The sequence below is a fragment of the Geodermatophilus sp. SYSU D00684 genome (assembly GCF_054050455.1).
This window is the reverse complement of record NZ_JBJGZI010000004.1, coordinates 114439-130612: the sequence shown is the minus strand read 5'-3', so window position 1 is coordinate 130612 and position 16174 is coordinate 114439. Positions and strand designations below refer to the sequence as shown.

The 16174-nt window shown below is 74.5% G+C and carries 12 protein-coding genes; 5 read left to right on the top strand and 7 right to left on the bottom strand.

Annotated features, from left to right (window positions below):
* Window positions 1–42: 42 nt before the first annotated feature.
* Window positions 43–1035, top strand: a complete 993-nt coding sequence (locus ACI79L_RS04065; RefSeq protein ID WP_456935537.1) for a decaprenyl-phosphate phosphoribosyltransferase — start codon at window positions 43–45, stop codon at window positions 1033–1035.
* A 9-nt stretch (window positions 1036–1044) separates the two neighbouring features.
* Here the strand turns inward: ACI79L_RS04065 and ACI79L_RS04060 are convergent, their stop codons facing one another.
* The 6 genes from ACI79L_RS04060 to ACI79L_RS04035 form a co-directional block, all read right to left on the bottom strand.
* Window positions 1045–1866 (bottom strand): DUF1028 domain-containing protein, encoded by an 822-nt coding sequence (locus ACI79L_RS04060; RefSeq protein WP_456935536.1) that lies wholly within the window; start codon window positions 1864–1866, stop codon window positions 1045–1047.
* Window positions 1867–1885: 19 nt separating this feature from the next.
* Window positions 1886–2554, bottom strand: coding sequence for a CoA transferase subunit B (locus ACI79L_RS04055; protein ID WP_456935535.1), 669 nt, complete (start codon window positions 2552–2554; stop codon window positions 1886–1888).
* Window positions 2551–3384 carry a CoA transferase subunit A gene (locus tag ACI79L_RS04050; RefSeq protein ID WP_456935534.1) on the bottom strand — a complete coding sequence of 278 codons (834 nt, stop codon included), beginning with the start codon at window positions 3382–3384 and terminating at the stop codon, window positions 2551–2553. Before ACI79L_RS04050 ends, ACI79L_RS04055 begins: the two co-directional genes overlap by 4 nt.
* A gap of 43 nt (window positions 3385–3427) precedes the next feature.
* Window positions 3428–4213 (bottom strand): TIGR03089 family protein, encoded by a 786-nt coding sequence (locus ACI79L_RS04045; protein WP_456935533.1) that lies wholly within the window; start codon window positions 4211–4213, stop codon window positions 3428–3430.
* On the bottom strand, window positions 4210–6408 hold the full coding sequence (locus tag ACI79L_RS04040; RefSeq protein ID WP_456935532.1) for an acyltransferase family protein: 2199 nt from the start codon (window positions 6406–6408) through the stop codon (window positions 4210–4212). The genes ACI79L_RS04045 and ACI79L_RS04040 overlap by 4 nt, the downstream gene beginning before the upstream one ends.
* A gap of 326 nt (window positions 6409–6734) precedes the next feature.
* Window positions 6735–8291, bottom strand: coding sequence for an LCP family protein (locus ACI79L_RS04035; RefSeq protein WP_456935531.1), 1557 nt, complete (start codon window positions 8289–8291; stop codon window positions 6735–6737).
* A gap of 258 nt (window positions 8292–8549) precedes the next feature.
* On the opposite strand from ACI79L_RS04035, the gene ACI79L_RS04030 reads away from it, so the two are divergent.
* From ACI79L_RS04030 to glfT1, 4 genes are all read left to right on the top strand, one after another.
* Window positions 8550–11516 carry an N-acetylmuramoyl-L-alanine amidase gene (locus ACI79L_RS04030; RefSeq protein WP_456935530.1) on the top strand — a complete coding sequence of 989 codons (2967 nt, stop codon included), beginning with the start codon at window positions 8550–8552 and terminating at the stop codon, window positions 11514–11516.
* A gap of 96 nt (window positions 11517–11612) precedes the next feature.
* Window positions 11613–12446 carry a galactan export ABC transporter permease subunit Wzm/RfbD gene (gene wzm, locus ACI79L_RS04025; protein WP_456935529.1) on the top strand — a complete coding sequence of 278 codons (834 nt, stop codon included), beginning with the start codon at window positions 11613–11615 and terminating at the stop codon, window positions 12444–12446.
* Complete coding sequence (wzt, locus tag ACI79L_RS04020; RefSeq protein ID WP_456935528.1) at window positions 12443–13225, top strand: galactan export ABC transporter ATP-binding subunit Wzt/RfbE; 783 nt, start codon at window positions 12443–12445, stop codon at window positions 13223–13225. The genes wzm and wzt overlap by 4 nt, the downstream gene beginning before the upstream one ends.
* Window positions 13222–14130, top strand: a complete 909-nt coding sequence (glfT1, locus tag ACI79L_RS04015) for a galactofuranosyltransferase GlfT1 (protein WP_456935527.1) — start codon at window positions 13222–13224, stop codon at window positions 14128–14130. The genes wzt and glfT1 overlap by 4 nt, the downstream gene beginning before the upstream one ends.
* Window positions 14131–14202: 72 nt before the next feature.
* Here glfT1 and ACI79L_RS04010 read toward each other — a convergent pair whose 3' ends face one another.
* On the bottom strand, window positions 14203–16170 hold the full coding sequence (locus ACI79L_RS04010) for a glycosyltransferase (protein ID WP_456935526.1): 1968 nt from the start codon (window positions 16168–16170) through the stop codon (window positions 14203–14205).
* Window positions 16171–16174 lie beyond the last annotated feature (4 nt).

Here is a 16174-nt window from a genome sequence, read left to right as displayed (position 1 = left end):
CGCTGGCCGTCCGGTGCGTTCCGGCAGCGCCGGGGAGGCCGCATGGACGTCGAGGACCAGCAGCTCCGGCCCCGTGCGGTCCAGGCGGCGTTCACCGGGAACGTCGCGGCGGACCTGCCCCGGGTGACCGGCGGCGCCCCGGCCCGGCCCGCCCGCCGCACCGGGGGCACGGTCCTCGCCGGGCTGGGGCGCACGATGCGGCCCCGGCAGTGGGTGAAGAACCTGCTGGTGTTCGCCGCGCCGCTGGCCTCGGGCACCGTGGTCCGGCCCGACGTCCTGGCCGCCACCCTGCTGGCCTTCGCCCTCTTCTGCGTCGCGGCCAGCGGGCTCTACCTGCTCAACGACGTCCGCGACGTCGACGCCGACCGCCGGCACCCGCGCAAGCGGACCCGGCCGGTGGCCTCCGGCGCGGTGCCGGTCCGGGTCGCGGTCGTCGCGGGCGTGGTGCTGCTGGCGGCGTCCCTGGGGACGGCGGCGATCCTGGCCCGGCCGGCGCTCACCGCGGTCCTGGCCACCTACGTCGGCATCTCGCTGGCCTACAGCCTGGTGCTCAAGGACCAGCCGGTGATCGACCTGGCCTGCGTCGCCTCCGGGTTCGTCCTGCGCGGCGTGGCCGGGGGCGCGGCGGCCGGCGTCGCGCTCTCGCAGTGGTTCATCCTCGTCGCGGCGTTCGGGGCGCTGTTCATGGTCGCGGGCAAGCGGTACGCCGAGCTGCTGGCGCTGGGCGAGCAGGCGGAGACCCGGCGCAGCCTGCGCGAGTACTCCGCGAGCTACCTGCGGTTCGTGTGGAGCCTGTCGGCCGCCGTGACCTGCACGACCTACGGCCTGTGGGCGTTCGAGATGCGCAGCGACAGCGGGGTCCCGTGGACGACGATCTCGGTCGCGCCGTTCGTCCTGGCCCTGCTGCGCTACGCCGTCGACGTCGACCGCGGCAGCACCGGCGCGCCCGAGGAGGTCGTGCTGCGCGACCGCGGGCTGCTGGCGCTCGGCGCCGTGTGGGCGGTCACCGTCGCCCTCGGCGTCTGGACCGGCTGACCGGCCCGCTCAGCCGAGCAGCCGGGAGACCGCGGCCAGCCGCGCGTCGCCGGCCATCGAGGCCAGCCACGCCGACCAGCCGGGACGGGCTCGGACGGCCTCGAGCGCGGCCCGCGCCGCCGCGCGGTCGCCGCGGCGGGAGGCGGCCAGCGCGGCGTAGAGGTCGCGCGCGCCCTCGGGGGCGAACAGGGCGAGGGTCTCGTAGTCGCGCTCGTCGTAGGCGCGCTGCAGGTTGCGCAGCATCCGCAGCTGCGCGACCGGGTCGCCGGAGTCGTCGACGCGCAGGTCCATCCGCACGCCGTCGTCCTCCTCGGTGGCCGGCTCCCCGCTGACCACGAGCAGCGCCGCGGACTGCCGGCCGCGCAGGTCCCCGCCGGCGTCCTGGCCCGCGGTCAGGGCGGCCAGCAGCCGGTCGGCGAGGCCGCCTGCGGCGGCCTCGTAGGCCTGCGCCATCGCCGGCAGCACCTCCGGTGAGGTGAGCATGTTGCCCTGCACGCTCCAGCCCTCGCCGAGCAGGTGGCCGCTGACCGGGAAGGAGCCCGGGCCGGTGTCGGCGGCGACCGCCCCGGAGGGGGCGAGCACGGCGAGCTGCCGGTCCTGGTCCTCGGCGGCGTGCGCCGCGCGGCGCACCAGCACCGACGGCGCGGTCCCCTCGGCGAGCCCGGACAGCAGCACGTGCCCGGTGCCGCGGGGGCTGCGCGCCTGCACCGCGACGACGCCCACGCCGGGCCGGGCGCTGGGCACCGCCCGGCCGACGGCGAGGATGCAGGAGGAGACCGCGATGCCCATCTCCCCGGTGACCGGGTCGTGGGCGACGACCGAGAACGTCACCGGGGGAGCGGTGCCGCGCTCAGACCGTGGCCGGCAGCGCCATGGTGGGGACGTCGCCCGGCACGCGCAGCGGAGCGCCGGTCTTCTCGACCACCTCGTCGACCGACACGCCGGGCGCGACCTCGCGCAGCACGAAGCCCTCGGGCGTGACGTCGACGACGGCGAGGTCGGTGACCACCCGGTCGACGCAGCCCTTGCCGGTCAGCGGCAGCGAGCACTCCTCGACCAGCTTCGGGGACCCGTCGCGGGCCACGTGCTCCATCATGATGATCACGCGCTTGGCGCCGTGGACGAGGTCCATGGCGCCGCCCATGCCGTTGACCATCTTCCCGGGGATCAGCCAGTTGGCGAGGTCGCCGCGGGGGTTGACCTGCATGGCGCCGAGGATGGCGAGGTCCAGGTGCTTGCCGCGGATCATCGCGAAGCTGGTCGCGGAGTCGAAGAAGCTCGCGCCCGGCAGGACCGTGACGGTCTCCTTGCCGGCGTTGATCAGGTCGGGATCCTCGTCGCCGTCGAACGGGTACGGGCCGACGCCGAGGATGCCGTTCTCCGAGTGCAGCACCACGTGCACGCCGTCGGGGACGAAGTTGGGCACCAGGGTCGGCATGCCGATGCCGAGGTTGACGTAGGCGCCGTCCTCGAGCTCGAGCGCCACCCGGGCGGCGAGCTGGTCGCGGGTCAGGGTCACTGGGCCTGCCCCTGGGTGGTCACGTCATCCGGTCCTTCCGTCGTGGCTTCCTCACCGGCAGCGGCCGGCGGGGCGGCCGACGGGCGCGGGCGGGTGGTGCGCTTCTCGATCCTCTTGCCCTCGGCGCCGACGACGACCACCCGGTCGACGAAGACCCCGGGCAGGTGCACGTGCTCGGGGCGGATCTCGCCGGGCTCGACGAGCTCCTCGACCTCGGCGATCGTGACCCGCCCGGCCATGCCGGCCAGCGGGTTGAAGTTCATGGCCGACTCGTGGAAGACGAGGTTGCCGTGCCGGTCGCCGACCGAGGCCCGGACCAGGGCGTAGTCGGCGGTCAGCGCGGTCTCCAGCACGTACTCGGTGCCGTCGAAGACCCGGGTCTCCTTCGGCGCGCTGGTCTCGACGACGTTGCCGTCGGCGTCGTAGCGCACCGGGATGCCGCCCTCGGCGACCATCGTGCCCACGCCGGTGGGGGTGTAGAAGGCGGGGATGCCGGCGCCGCCGGCGCGCAGCCGCTCGGCCAGCGTGCCCTGCGGGGTGAGCTCGACCTCCAGCTCACCGGAGAGGTACAGCCGGGCGAGCTCCTTGTTGCCGCCGACGAACGAGCTGATGGTGCGGCGGATCCGGCCGGCGTAGAGCAGCACGCCCAGGGCCTGGTCGTCGACGCCGCAGTTGTTGGAGATCGTCGTCAGGTCCCTCGTGCCCTGCTCCAGCAGCGCGTCGATCAGCACCACCGGCACGCCGCAGAGCCCGAACCCGCCGACGGCGAGCACCGCGCCGTCGCCGACGTCGGACACCGCCTCCCGGGCGCTCGCCACGACCTTGTCCATCAGTCGACCACCGTCTCCTCCGGCGCGGCGGGCGCCCGCCCCCTCAGGCGGGCCGGCCCAGCTCGCGGACGCCCTCGATCCGGACGCCGAGCGTAGCGGTGACCCGTTCGGCCTCCGCCCGGCCGCCCAGGGCCGCGGGGTCGGCGTTGCGGCACAGCACGATCGAGGCGCCGGCGGCCAGCGGTGCGAGCAGCCAGGCGACCGGCCCGGCCTCGGCCGCGGTGGCGTCGTCGACGAGCACCCGGTCGCCGGCCGCGATGCCGAGCCGCCCGGCGAGCGCGGTGGCGGCCTCGGTCAGCCCGCCGAGGGTGAGTTCCAGCCCGCCGGCCAGCAGCCCGGGGGAAGCCGGGTCCGGTGGCACGTACGGGGCGAACGAGTCGCCGTGCGCGCGCACCTCGAGGGCGAAGTCGCGGGCCGGGCCGGCGTAGCCGGTCATGCCCAGGCCCAGCGGGTGCAGCGAGAGGCCGAGCAGCTCGGGCGGTTCCTGCTCCTCCAGTGCCTCCAGCCGGTCCTGCGCGGCGAGGACGACGTCGGCGGCGTCGATCCCGCCGTCGTCCTCGACGGCGGTGTCGAGCACGGCGGCCCCGCAGCTCCACACGCCGAGCAGCACCGCGGCGGTCTGCCAGTGCACCGGCAGGGCGACGGCGACGGTGCTGCCCGGGCCGACGTCGAACTCGTCCTGCAGCAGGTTCGCCGTCTTCGCCACCCAGTTGGCGAGGGTGGCGCCGGACAGCTCGACCCGCTCGCCGGTCGCGTCGTCGTAGGCGGTGACCAGCGGCGCGGCGGGACCGCGCCGCAGTGCGGCGGCGAGGAGGTCGGCGGGGGTCACCGGTCCCGGCCGTCCTGCAGGCCCAGCCAGGCCTCGGTCAGTGCCGGGGCCAGCGACCGGGAGAAGGTGCTGGTCAGGTGGCTGCCGTCCCAGTAGACGACCGCCCCGCCGACGACCGCGTGGCAGGTGTCGGCGTCGCAGAAGGAGTCGGTGAGGTCGACGACCGAGGCGCCGGGCAGGTCCTGCACGCCGTCGGCGATGGAGTCCGGGGTGACGCGCAGGTCGCGCGGGCCGGCGCACGGGTCGGTCCCGTCGTCGGTGGTGGCCAGGCAGTCGGGCACGGGCACCTCCTGGTTGCCCAGCACGCCGTCGGGGGAGACCCCGTTGGTCGTGGGCACGGCGCGCAGCACGACCACCTGCTTACCCGCGTCGACCAGTGGCCGCAGCGCGTCCTGCACGACCTCGGCGGGCCACTGGTTGAGCAGCGCGCCCTCCGGCCCGACGAACTTGTAGATGTCGGAGCGGTAGCTGGTGAACACGGTGGTGACCGCCGGGTCGGCGGCGACGGTCGCGATGACGTCGCGGCCCCACTCCGCGCAGGCGGCCGGCTGGGCCGGGTCCATGTTCGGCCCGGTGAACGAGGCGGTGGCCAGCGCCGGGCAGCCGGAGTGGACGTAGAGCGAGGCGTCGACGCCCTGGTCGTCGGCCAGGCCCTGCACCGCCTCCCACCAGGACGCGGCGTGCGAGTCGCCGATGAGGGCCACCTCGCGCGTCGCCCCGGCCACCTCGTGCCGGCAGGGGGCGACCTCGGTGGAGGTGTCGTTGGTGAGGCAGAACATCCCCGCCGACAGGTCGTCCTTGGCGAACAGCGGGTTGACCGTGTCGGTGACGGCGTGCACGCCGGAGCAGCCGTTGGCCGGGTCCATGGCCGGGGCGCCGAAGCAGGGCGTGCCGGCGAGCGCGAGCGAGGCGGCGCGCGCGCCGTCGACCTGGGACTGCAGGTGCCACGACCCGAACGCCGTCGTCGCCACGAGGGCGCCGGTCGCCACGGCGGTGAGCAGGTAGGTGGTGCCCGACCCGCGCCGGTCCAGGAAGCCGTTGGTGCGCACCGGGTCCTCGACGAGGACCTTGGTCAGCCAGGCGGCGGCCACGGTGGCGACGACGATGCCGGCCTTGGACATCGGGCCGAGCGGGTGGCCGAGGACGAAGGGCAGCAGCACCACCAGCGGCCAGTGCCAGAGGTAGGCGGAGTAGGAGACGTCGCCGAGGAAGCGGACCGGGCCGAACTCGGCGACCCGGGTGGGGCTCCAGTCGCCGCGCGGCGAGCCGGCCCAGATGACCGCGACGGTGCCGAGCACCGGCAGCAGGGCGGCGGTGCCGGGGAAGGGCGTGTCGTGCGAGTAGCCGAACGCCGCGTAGGCGATGGCGCCGAAGCCGGCCCAGGAGACCAGGCGGCGCAGCCCGTCGCGGCCGGTGGTGGTGGACAGCAGGGCGAGCAGCGCCCCGGCGCCGAACTCCCAGGCGCGGGCCGGGGTGGCGAAGTAGGCGTAGGAGACCGAGTGGGTGGTGGCCCACAGGGAGTAGCCGAACGAGGCGACCGTGACCGTCCCCAGGACGGCGGCCAGCACGGCGCGGCGGCCGCGGGAGAGCCGGGCGGCCAGCCACGCCGCCGCGAGCACGAGCAGCGGCCAGACGAGGTAGAACTGCTCCTCCGTCGACAGCGACCAGTAGTGCTGGGCGGGGGAGGCGACGTTCGCCGCGGCGAGGTAGTTCACCGCGTCCCCGGCCAGGAGCCAGTTCTCGACGTAGAGCGCCGAGCCGCCGATCTCGCGCAGGAACTGGGCCCACAGCGTCGTCGGCACGAACAGGAACGTGACGACGGCGCTGGTGAGCAGGACCAGCAGCGCGGCCGGCAGCAGGCGGCGGGCGCGGCGGGCCCAGAACCGGCCGAGCCGGATGCGGCCGGTGCGCTCCACCTCGCGCAGCAGGTGGCCGGAGATGAGGAAGCCGGAGACGACGAAGAAGACGTCGACGCCGACGTAGCCGCCGGGCACCCGCAGCGGGGTGACGTGGTACAGCACCACGAGGGCCATGGCGAGCGCGCGCAGCCCCTGGATCTCGACGCGCATGCCGCGCTCGGCGGGACGGGCGGGCGGCCGGGGGCCCCGCGGCCGCGGGACGGGGGGCGTCGGCTGCGCGAGGACGGTCGTGTCCTCCACACCGGCCCTGCCGGTGTGGTCCAGCGTCGCGCTCATCGTCCCCCATCTCGGCCACGCGGCCCTGCCCGGCCCGCGGGTCACACCGCGGCCCCTCGGCCGGACCGCGCGGAAGTGCAGGCCAAGTCTGTAACGGTTCCGAGACGTTCAGGGATGGCAAGAACTGACGACCGTGACGGACGGGTCTGTTCCCGGCCCCTGTCGCCCCACCCGTCACGCGCGTGCCGGGCAGCGGCGGGCGGGTCCGGGAGCGCCGAGGTCCCCCACCGCGCGGACGCGGTGGGGGACCTGGTGCCGTCGCGGGTGGCCCCCGGGCAGGGGCCCGCCGCGGGCGTGCGGGTGGTGAGGGGCAGGAGGGGCCTGCCTCAGTTGATGCAGCTGGTGTCGGCCGCGGTGCGCGCCGGCTCGACGGGGGCGCTCGGCGACGCCGTCGGCGGGGTGGTCGCCTGGCCGATGCCGTTGAAGTCCGAGCCCAGGATCAGCTGGACGGTGCCGGACGTGGCGTCGTCGGCGACCTCGGGAACGGCGCCCGGGATCTGCCCGGCGAGGGTGGCGGCCAGCGCCTCGTCGCCGGGGGCGTGCCGGATCGTCGTCTGCTCGTAGTCGGTGCTGTCGGCGTTGCCGGTGCTGGTGACGGGGAAGCCGACGGTCTCGAGCGAGGACGCCGCCTCCGCGGCCAGGCCCGGGGTGCCCGAGCCGTTGTAGACCGCGACCGACACGTCCGCGGGTGCCACGGTGACCGGCGCCGCCGGCGCCTCCGGGGCGGCCGCCTCGGGCTCGGCGGAGAGCTCGGCGAAGAAGTCGTGCAGCTCGTCCTCGTCGGCCAGCTGCAGGATCGAGCGGCCCTGCTCGTCGCGGTCGTCGCCCACGATCGGGATCGTCTGGAACTCGATGCTGCCGGCGGTCACCGACTGCATCTGCTGGGCGAGGTCGAGCAGGTCGAGGTCCTGGTCGATGGTCAGCGACTCCGACGCCGCCTGGATCAGCGCGCGCTGCTTGCCCAGGTCCAGCAGGACGTCGTCGGACAGCATCTTGCGGAGCACGCCGCCGATGAACACCTGCTGGCGGACGATCCGGTCCAGGTCGCCGCGGGGGAGCCCGTGCCGCTGCCGGACGAACTCCAGCGCGTCCGCCCCGGAGATGGTCTGCGGCCCGGCCGGGAAGACCGCGCCGGAGTAGGCGGAGTCGTCCACGGCCTCGCACAGGTTGACGTCCACGCCGCCGACCACGCTGGTGAGGTTGAAGAAGCCGAGCAGGTCGACCTCGGCGTAGTGGTCGATCTGCAGGCCGGTGAGCTGGCTGATGGTCTGGACGAGCAGCTGCGCGCCGCCGGCCTGCCGGTCGGCCTCCGGCGCGGCGTCGTCCACCTCGGCGTACCCGTAGGCGTAGGCGGCGTTGAGCTTGTCCATGCCGTATCCGGGGATCTCGACGTAGGAGTCGCGCGGGAACGAGACGAACGAGGCGCGCGACCCGTCGGCGGGGACGTGCACCAGGATCATCGTGTCGGTGTTGATCCCGGAGTCCGCGCCGGCGCTGAGCTCGGCGAGCTGCTCGGGGGTCAGGTCGGCGCGGCTGTCGTTGCCGACCAGCAGCAGGTTCATCGCCTCGGCGGCGTCCCCGGCGTCGGAGTTGCCGTCGGTCGGGATGGCGTCGGTGCGGTTGACCGTCGCCTCGGCGACCCGGCCCAGGTACCAGCCCCAGCCGCTCGCGCCGAGCAGGACCACGGACAGGACGGCGGCCACGCCGCGGGCGACAGCGGCGCCCCGGCGGCGCGGCGCGGCGGTCCCGGGGCCGGCACGGCGCCCCGCGGTCTCGTCGGCGGCCCGGGCGCGGGGGCGCGAGGGACGGCCGGCGCGCGGGTCGAGCCGCGCCGGGATCGGACGTCCCGGGGCGCCACCCTGCTCGTTGCGGTCTCGGCTCACCCGACCGAGGTTAGGGGCGGGTGGAGCGGCCGGTGGTCGCGCGACACGGGGGAACGCTCCGTCCCGGGTCGCGGGTGCCCGTCGTGCACCTGCTGCCCGTCTGGTCGCGCACGACCTCACCCGGCACGGCCGTCACACGGGCCCCGGCGGTGCCGGATCCCGCGGGTCCGGCGCGTCCGGCTCAACAACGGGGTGCTCCGTGACGAACCTCCAGGACCGGACCGGTGTCCCGGTCCGAGGACCAGAGGAGGCATCTCGGTGCGCCGACTGCTCGCCGGCTCCGTCGCGTTCGTCGCCCTGACCGGCACGGTGCTCGTGCTGCCGGTCTACGCCGCCCCGGGGCCCGAGCCGGTCCCCGTCGAGACCTCGACCGAGCAGCTGGAGCTCGGCTCGGTGAGCGCGCCGGAGGGCGGGGCCGAGGTGCAGGAGGGCACCACGGACCCGGTGGCCGGCGTCCCCGCCGGCGCGCCCACGCTCACCGTGACCGAGACCGACGTCGCGGAGTTCTCGCTGGTCGGCGTCACCTGGCGGGCCGATCCCGCGGTCACCGACACCCTCGTGCAGGTCCGCGTGCAGGACGAGGACGGGGACTGGGGCGGCTGGACCGAGGTCGGCCGCGAGGACGCCGAGCCCGGCGCGGCCGCCGGCACGGGCGGCGAGCCCCGCCAGGGCACCGCCCCGCTGTGGACCGGCCCGAGCACCGGCGTGCAGGTGGAGCTGGTGACGCGGGCGGGGGCGCAGCCGGCGGACGTCCGGCTGGACCTGGTCGACCCCGGGACCAGCGACGCCGACGACTCGCTGGGCACCCCCGACATCCAGGACACCGCCGAGGCCGCGATGGCGATGCCCGACGTCTACTCCCGGGCCCAGTGGGGCGCCGACGAGCGGATCCGCACCTGGCGGCCGCAGTACGCGAGCACGCTCAAGGCCGCGACCCTGCACCACACCGCCGACGCCAACGGCTACTCCGCCGACGAGGTGCCGGCGATCATGCGGTCGATCTACCGCTACCACACGGTGAGCCTCGGCTGGGGCGACATCGGCTACAACGTGATCGTCGACCGGTTCGGCCGGCGCTGGGAGGGCCGCTACGGCGGCCTGGCGTCGACGGTCATGGGCGCCCACGCCGGCGGGTTCAACACCGGCACCTTCGGCGTCTCGATGCTCGGGAACTTCGACGTCGCCGCGACGCCGCAGGTCATGGTCGACTCGGTGGCGGCGATCATCGCGTGGAAGTTCTCGCTGTTCCGCATCGACCCGCGCGGCACCACGACGCTCACCTCCAGCGGGGGCGGCACCTCGCGCTACGCCGCCGGGGTGCGGGTGACCCTGCCGACCGTGTTCGGGCACCGGGACGTCGGGTCCACCGCCTGTCCCGGCCGGTACGGCTACGCCCGCCTCGGCGAGATCCGCGAGAAGGCGGCCCGGCTCATCGCCGGGGCGCAGACCCCCGTCACCGACCGGTACGACGCCGACGCCGGCGCGCGCGCCGCGCTGGGCCCGGCCACGACGGCGGAGTGGCCGACCATCGGCGGAGAGGGCCGGTACCGCTTCTTCGTCAACGGCGCCATGTACTGGTCGGCGCCGACCGGGGCCCGGTTCGTCCTCGGCGACCTCTACACCCGCTGGGCCCAGCTCGGCTGGGAACGCAGCCCGCTGGGCTACCCGACCTCCGACACCTCCCCGACCGGCGGGGGTGAGGGGCGCTACAACCTCTTCCAGAACGGCGCCATGTACTGGTCGCCGGCCACCGGCCCGCACTACATGCTGGGCGCGACCCACCGGCGCTGGGTCGAGCTCGGCTGGGAGCACGGCTCCCTCGGCTACCCGACCACCGACACCCTGCCCACCCGCGACGGCGACGCCCGCTGGACCGGCTTCCAGGGCGGCGCCCTCTACGAGACGCCGCGCAACGGCGTCCGGGTCGTGCAGGGCCGCATCCTCACCGCCTGGGCCGGCTCCGGCCACGAGCACGGCCCGCTGGGCTACCCCACCAGCGACCCGTTCCCGACCAGCAGGGGCGACGCGATCTACCAGCTGTTCGAGCACGGCGCGGTCTACGACTCACCCGCCGGCGTCCACCTGCTGACCGGCGACGTCCACGCCCGCTGGGTGGAGCTCGGCTGGGAGGGCAGCCCCCTGGGCTACCCGGCCACCGACACCGCCGCCACCGCCGGCGGCGACGGGACCTTCTCGGTGTTCCAGGGCGGCTCGGTCTACGCCACCCCGGCGCACGGCGTCCGCGTCCTGCTGGGGACGCTGGCCACGGCCTACGCGGCGTCCGGCGCGGAGGAGGGCCCGCTGGGCTGGCCGACCGCGGACACGCTGCCCACCGCCGCGCGGGACGCCACCTGGCAGGCGTTCGAGAACGGCGCCCTCTACGCGTCCCCGGCCGGGACCCACTTCCTCGTCGGGGACGTCCACCGGCGCTGGGTGGCGCAGGGGTACGAGGCGGGGCCGCTGGGCTACCCGACGTCGGACGACCTGCCCGCGCCCGGCGGCGTCGGCCGGTTCACGACCTTCCAGGGCGGCGCCGTCTACGCCAGCCGCGAGGCCGGGGTGCACGTCGTCGCCGGCCCGATCCGGGTGGCCTGGAACGCCGGCGGCGCCGACGCCGGACCGCTCGGCCTGCCCACCAGCGACGTCCTGCCCACCGGCGGGGGAGACGCGACGTGGCAGCAGTTCCAGCACGGCGCGATCTACGCCTCCCGCGCCGGCGTGCACGTGCTCACCGGCGACGTGTACCTCCGCTGGATCGCGCAGGGCTGGGAGCACGGCCCGCTCGGCTACCCGACGTCGGGCCCCCGGCGGCTGGCCGGCGGCACCGCCGTCCAGCAGGTGCAGACCTTCGAGGGCGGCACGATCGTGCGGACGGCGGCGGGCACGCGGGTGCTGCCCGGCGAGACCGCCCGGCTGTGGGCGGCCCTCGGCGCGGAGGCCGGCGTGCTCGGCGTGCCGACCAGCGAGCAGTTCCCGACCCGCGACGGCGACGGGCGCTACACGCTGTTCAGCGGGGGAGCCGTGTACTGGTCACCCGCCACCGGCACCCACGAGATCGTCGGCCCGGTGCACCAGCGGTGGGTGCAGCTGGGCTGGGAGCACTCCCGGCTGGGCTACCCGGTGTCGGGCTCGATCGCCACGCCCACCGGCTGGCGCACCGACTTCCAGGGCGGCTCGATCACCCACGACCGCACCACCGGCCAGACCACGGTCGCCTACCGCTGACCCCCATCCGGCACAGCGGTCCCACCCGACCCCGGCGTCCCGGCGGACCGGTCCGTACCAGGGCCGGTCCGCCGCGCGCAGGTAGCGTGGACCGCCGTGGCAATCGCACAACCGGCCGGACGGACGCTCGCCGCAGCCGTCGCGGACCTCAGGCGCGGCTGGGAGCAGCGGACGCTCTGGGGGCACCTGGGCTGGCAGGACATCCGCCAGCGCTACCGCCGCTCGGTCCTCGGCCCGATCTGGATCACCATCAGCATGGCGGTCACCGCCGTGGCGCTCGGGATCCTCTACTCGGGGCTGTTCGACATCGAGCTCTCGCGGTTCCTGCCGCACGTCCTCGTCGGGTTCATCGTCTGGAACTTCATCAGCGGGTGCATCAACGAGGGCTCCGAGGTCTTCATCGCCAACGAGGGCCTGATCAAGCACCTGCCCGCGCCGCTGTCGGTGCACGTCTACCGCCTGGTGTGGCGGCAGACGCTGTTCTTCGCCCACAACCTGATCGTCTACCTGGTCATGCTGCTGGTGTTCCCGCAGCCGCTCAAGTGGACGGCCGTCGCGGTGCTCCCGGCGTTCGTGCTGCTCGCCCTCAACGGCGCCTGGGTCTCCCTCGCCGTCGGCGTCATCACCGCGCGGTTCCGCGACATCCTGCCGATCACGCAGAGCGTCGTGCAGCTCGCGTTCTTCCTGACGCCGATCGTGTGGATCTACGACGAGCTGGTCAACAGCCCGAACCCGGCCATCGCCGAGCGGGCGCGGCTGGCCGAGTTCAACCCCTTCCTGCACTTCGTGGAGATCATCCGGCGACCGCTGCTGGGCCAGGACCAGGAGCTGAGGTACTGGGTGGTCGTCCTCTCCATCACGGTGGCCGGCTGGGCGTTCACGATGTTCGTGATGCGCCGCTACCGGTCCCGCGTCTCCTACTGGGTGTGAGCGTGAACGACGTCAACGAGGCCGGCACGGACGGCTCGATCGGGATCACGACCAAGGACGCCTGCGTCGACTTCCCGATCTTCGACGCCAAGAGCCGGTCGCTGAAGAAGACCGTCATGGGCCTGGTCGGGGGCAACATCGACAGCGGCGCCAAGGTCCCGGTCATCGAGGCCCTGCGGGACATCACCCTCACCCTCGAGCACGGCGCCCGGGTGGGCCTGGTCGGCCACAACGGCGCGGGCAAGTCCACGCTGCTGCGGCTGCTGTCGGGCATCTACGAGCCGACCCGCGGCCACGCCGAGGTGCGCGGCCGCGTCGCGCCGGTGTTCGACCTCGGCGTCGGCATGGACCCCGAGATCTCCGGCCTCGAGAACATCATGATCCGCGGGCTGTTCCTCGGGATGAGCCGCAGGCAGATGCAGGAGCGGGTCGACGACATCGCCGACTTCACCGAGCTCGGCGACTTCCTGCACATGCCGCTGCGCACCTACTCCACCGGCATGCGGGTGCGGCTGGCCCTCGGCGTCGTCACCAGCATCGACCCGGAGATCCTGCTGCTGGACGAGGGCATCGGCGCCGTCGACGCCGCCTTCCTCGAGAAGTCCAAGCAGCGGCTGGTCGAGCTCGTCGAGCGCTCGGGCCTGCTGGTGTTCGCCTCGCACTCCGACGAGTTCCTGCGCGAGCTGTGCGATACCGCCATCTGGATGGAGCACGGCCGGATCCGGCAGCAGGGCGACCTCGACGACGTGCTGCGGGCCTACAAGGGCCTGCCCGCGTGAGCGCCGCGGTCCCGGCCGCGGGGGAGTGCGTCGTCGCCGTCGTCGTCACCCGGCACCGGCGGGAGCTGCTCGCCGAGAGCCTGGCCGCGCTGGCGTCCCAGACCCGCCGCGTCGACCACGTCGTCGTCGTCGACAACGGGCCCGACGAGTCGGCCGCCGACGTCGTCGCGGCGAGCGGGCTGTCGGCCACCCACCTGCCCAGCCGGCGCAACCTCGGCGGCGCCGGCGGCTTCGCCTACGGCATGCTGCACGCCCTCGCCCTCGGCGCGGACTGGGTCTGGTGCGCCGACGACGACGGCCGGCCCGCCGACGCGACCGTGCTCGCCACCCTCCTGGACGCCGCGCAGCGGCACGGCCTGGCCGAGGTCAGCCCGCTGGTCACCGACATGGCCGACCCCGACCGGCTGGCCTTCCCGCTGCGCCGCGGGCTGCGCTGGCGGCGGTGGCGCAGCGATTTCGCCGGCCTGGACCTGCTGCCGTCCTACGCCTCGCTGTTCAACGGGGCGCTGTTCCGCGCCGAGGCCCTCGACGTCGTCGGCGTCCCGGACTACCGGCTGTTCTTCCGCGGCGACGAGACCGAGATCCACCGGCGGCTGCTGCGCGCGGGCCTGCCCTTCGGCACCTGCACCCAGGCGGCCTACCTGCACCCGGAGGGGACGACGGAGTTCGCGCCGATCCTCGGCGGGCGGCTGTCGGCGCAGTACCCGGCGAACGACGTCAAGCGGTACTTCACCTACCGCAACCGCGGCTACCTCATGGCCCAGCCGGGCATGCGCTGGCTGCGCCCGCTGGAGACCGTGCGCTTCGGCTGGTTCTTCCTGGTGTCCCGCCGCGACCGCGCCGGCTGGCGCGAGTGGCTGCGGCTGACCCGCGCCGGCCGCCAGGAGCGCTTCACCCGCCCCTGACGACCGCCCCCGCACGCGAGAAGGGCCCCGACCGGCGATCCGGTCGGGGCCCTTCGCCGTTCGGTGCGTCCCTCAGACGCGGGTGTAGCCCCACTCCTCGAACGCCTCGGTCCAGCGGTCCATGGAGGTCAGCTCGCCGGCCGCGGCCTGGTAGCGGCGCTGCAGCTCCGGGAAGTCGGCGGACATGCGGCGCAGCAGCTGCACCGACGTCGCCGCCAGCCGGCGGAAGGTCGCCGGGTCGCGGCGCCGGAAGGTGACCCCGCGGCCGTCGGCGGTGCCCACGGTCGCGCTGTCGAGCCGGGACAGCAGGAACCACTGCGCGTCCTGGAACGCGAGGTTCAGCTGCGGGGTGTCCAGGTTCTCGGGGGCCACCGGCCGGGCGTTGTGCACCAGCGCCTTGACCAGCGTCTTGCCGATCTGCAGCGGGTTGACCGGGATCCGGCGGAAGCGCACCGCCTTCGCCGTCGGCATCGAGGGCAGCGGCAGGTCCGCCGAGGTGGGCAGCACCTTGCCGTCGGCGTGGGTGGCCCGCACCTCGCGGGCGGTGACCACCGACTGCGGCATGCCGCTGAACAGCGCCTCCGGGCCGGCGAGGAAGTCGCGGTAGGCCCGGTGGTGCAGCTCCACCGTGGAGTACTGCAGGTTGATGAGGAACCGCAGGTCGGCCTTGAGCATCTCGCGGAACAGCTTGCCGCCGTGCCTGTGCGGCGAGTGCAGGGCCGCGGCGATCAGCCGGTTGCGGATGTGGAAGTACGCCTGCCAGTCGCTGGCGTCGTCCTTGTCGCCCCAGGACAGGTGCCAGATGGCGGTGCCGGGCAGCGACGCGGTCGGGAAGCCGGCGGCGAAGGCCCGCAGGCCGTACTCGGCGTCGTCCCACTTGATGAACACCGGCAGCGGCATGCCGATCTTCTCGGTGACGGCGCGGGGGATGAGGCACATCCACCAGCCGTTGTAGTCGACGTCGATCCGCCGGTGCAGGTCCGGCGACTCGCGCAGCGTCTCCTTGCCGAAGTCGTGGTGGTACTCGGTGTTCGGCGCGTTGGTCCAGAAGAACGTCTCGCGGTCGACGATCTCGCCCATGCTGTGCAGCACCGAGCGGTTCTGCAGCGCCAGCATCTGGCCGCCGACCAGCATCGGGCTCTTGGCGTAGGCGGCGAAGGCGCGGGCCCGCAGGATGCTGTCGGGCTCGATCATGATGTCGTCGTCGAGCAGCACCACGTGCGTGGCGTCGCTGCGGGTGAACGCCTCGTGCATGGTGCGGGCGAACCCGCCGCTGCCACCGAGGTTGGGCTGCTCGACCACGTGCAGCCGGTCGCCCAGGGCGCCCTTCACCTCGGCGTAGCCGGCGGCGTCCTTGACGTGGTTGTTGCCCTGGTCGGCGATCGTCACCAGTGACAGGCGCTCGAGCACCGCGGGGTCCTCGACCAGCGCGCGGGCCGCGGCCAGCGCGTCGACCGGGCGGTTGTAGGTGCAGATGCCGATCGCCAGGCGCGGCTCCTCGGCCGGCGCCTGCGGGGCGTACCAGCCGGCCTCGCGGACCACCGTGTCGCTCTCGGCGGTGACGTCGAACCAGTACCAGCCGCCGTCGATGAACGGCGCGAGGTCCAGCTCGAGCTCGACGGTGCGCTCGTCGTCGCCCGCGTGCGAGACGCCGGTGACGTGCATCGACTCGCCGTCGGCCTTCGAGCGGTGGACGTCGATGCGGCACGTCCCCGACACGGTCACCCGCAGCACCACCGAGTCCAGCACGCTCCACCGGCGCCAGTAGCTGGCCGGGAAGGCGTTGAAGTAGGTGGCGAAGGAGACCTCGGCGCCGGCGACGATGGTGCCGGAGTGGCGCCCGTCCTGCCGGACGCGCACCGGGGCGTTCTCCTCGTCGAGGTAGAGGCTGCGGACCTTCAGCGGGTCGGCCGGTCGCGGCATGAGGACCCGCTGGACCAGCGTGACGGCCTTGTCCGGGGTGAGCTCGGTGTCCGCCGGCTCGCTGACGGTGTCCGGCTTGACCGGTGCGTCAGCGACCTGGGATGCGGTCGTCGTCATGGGG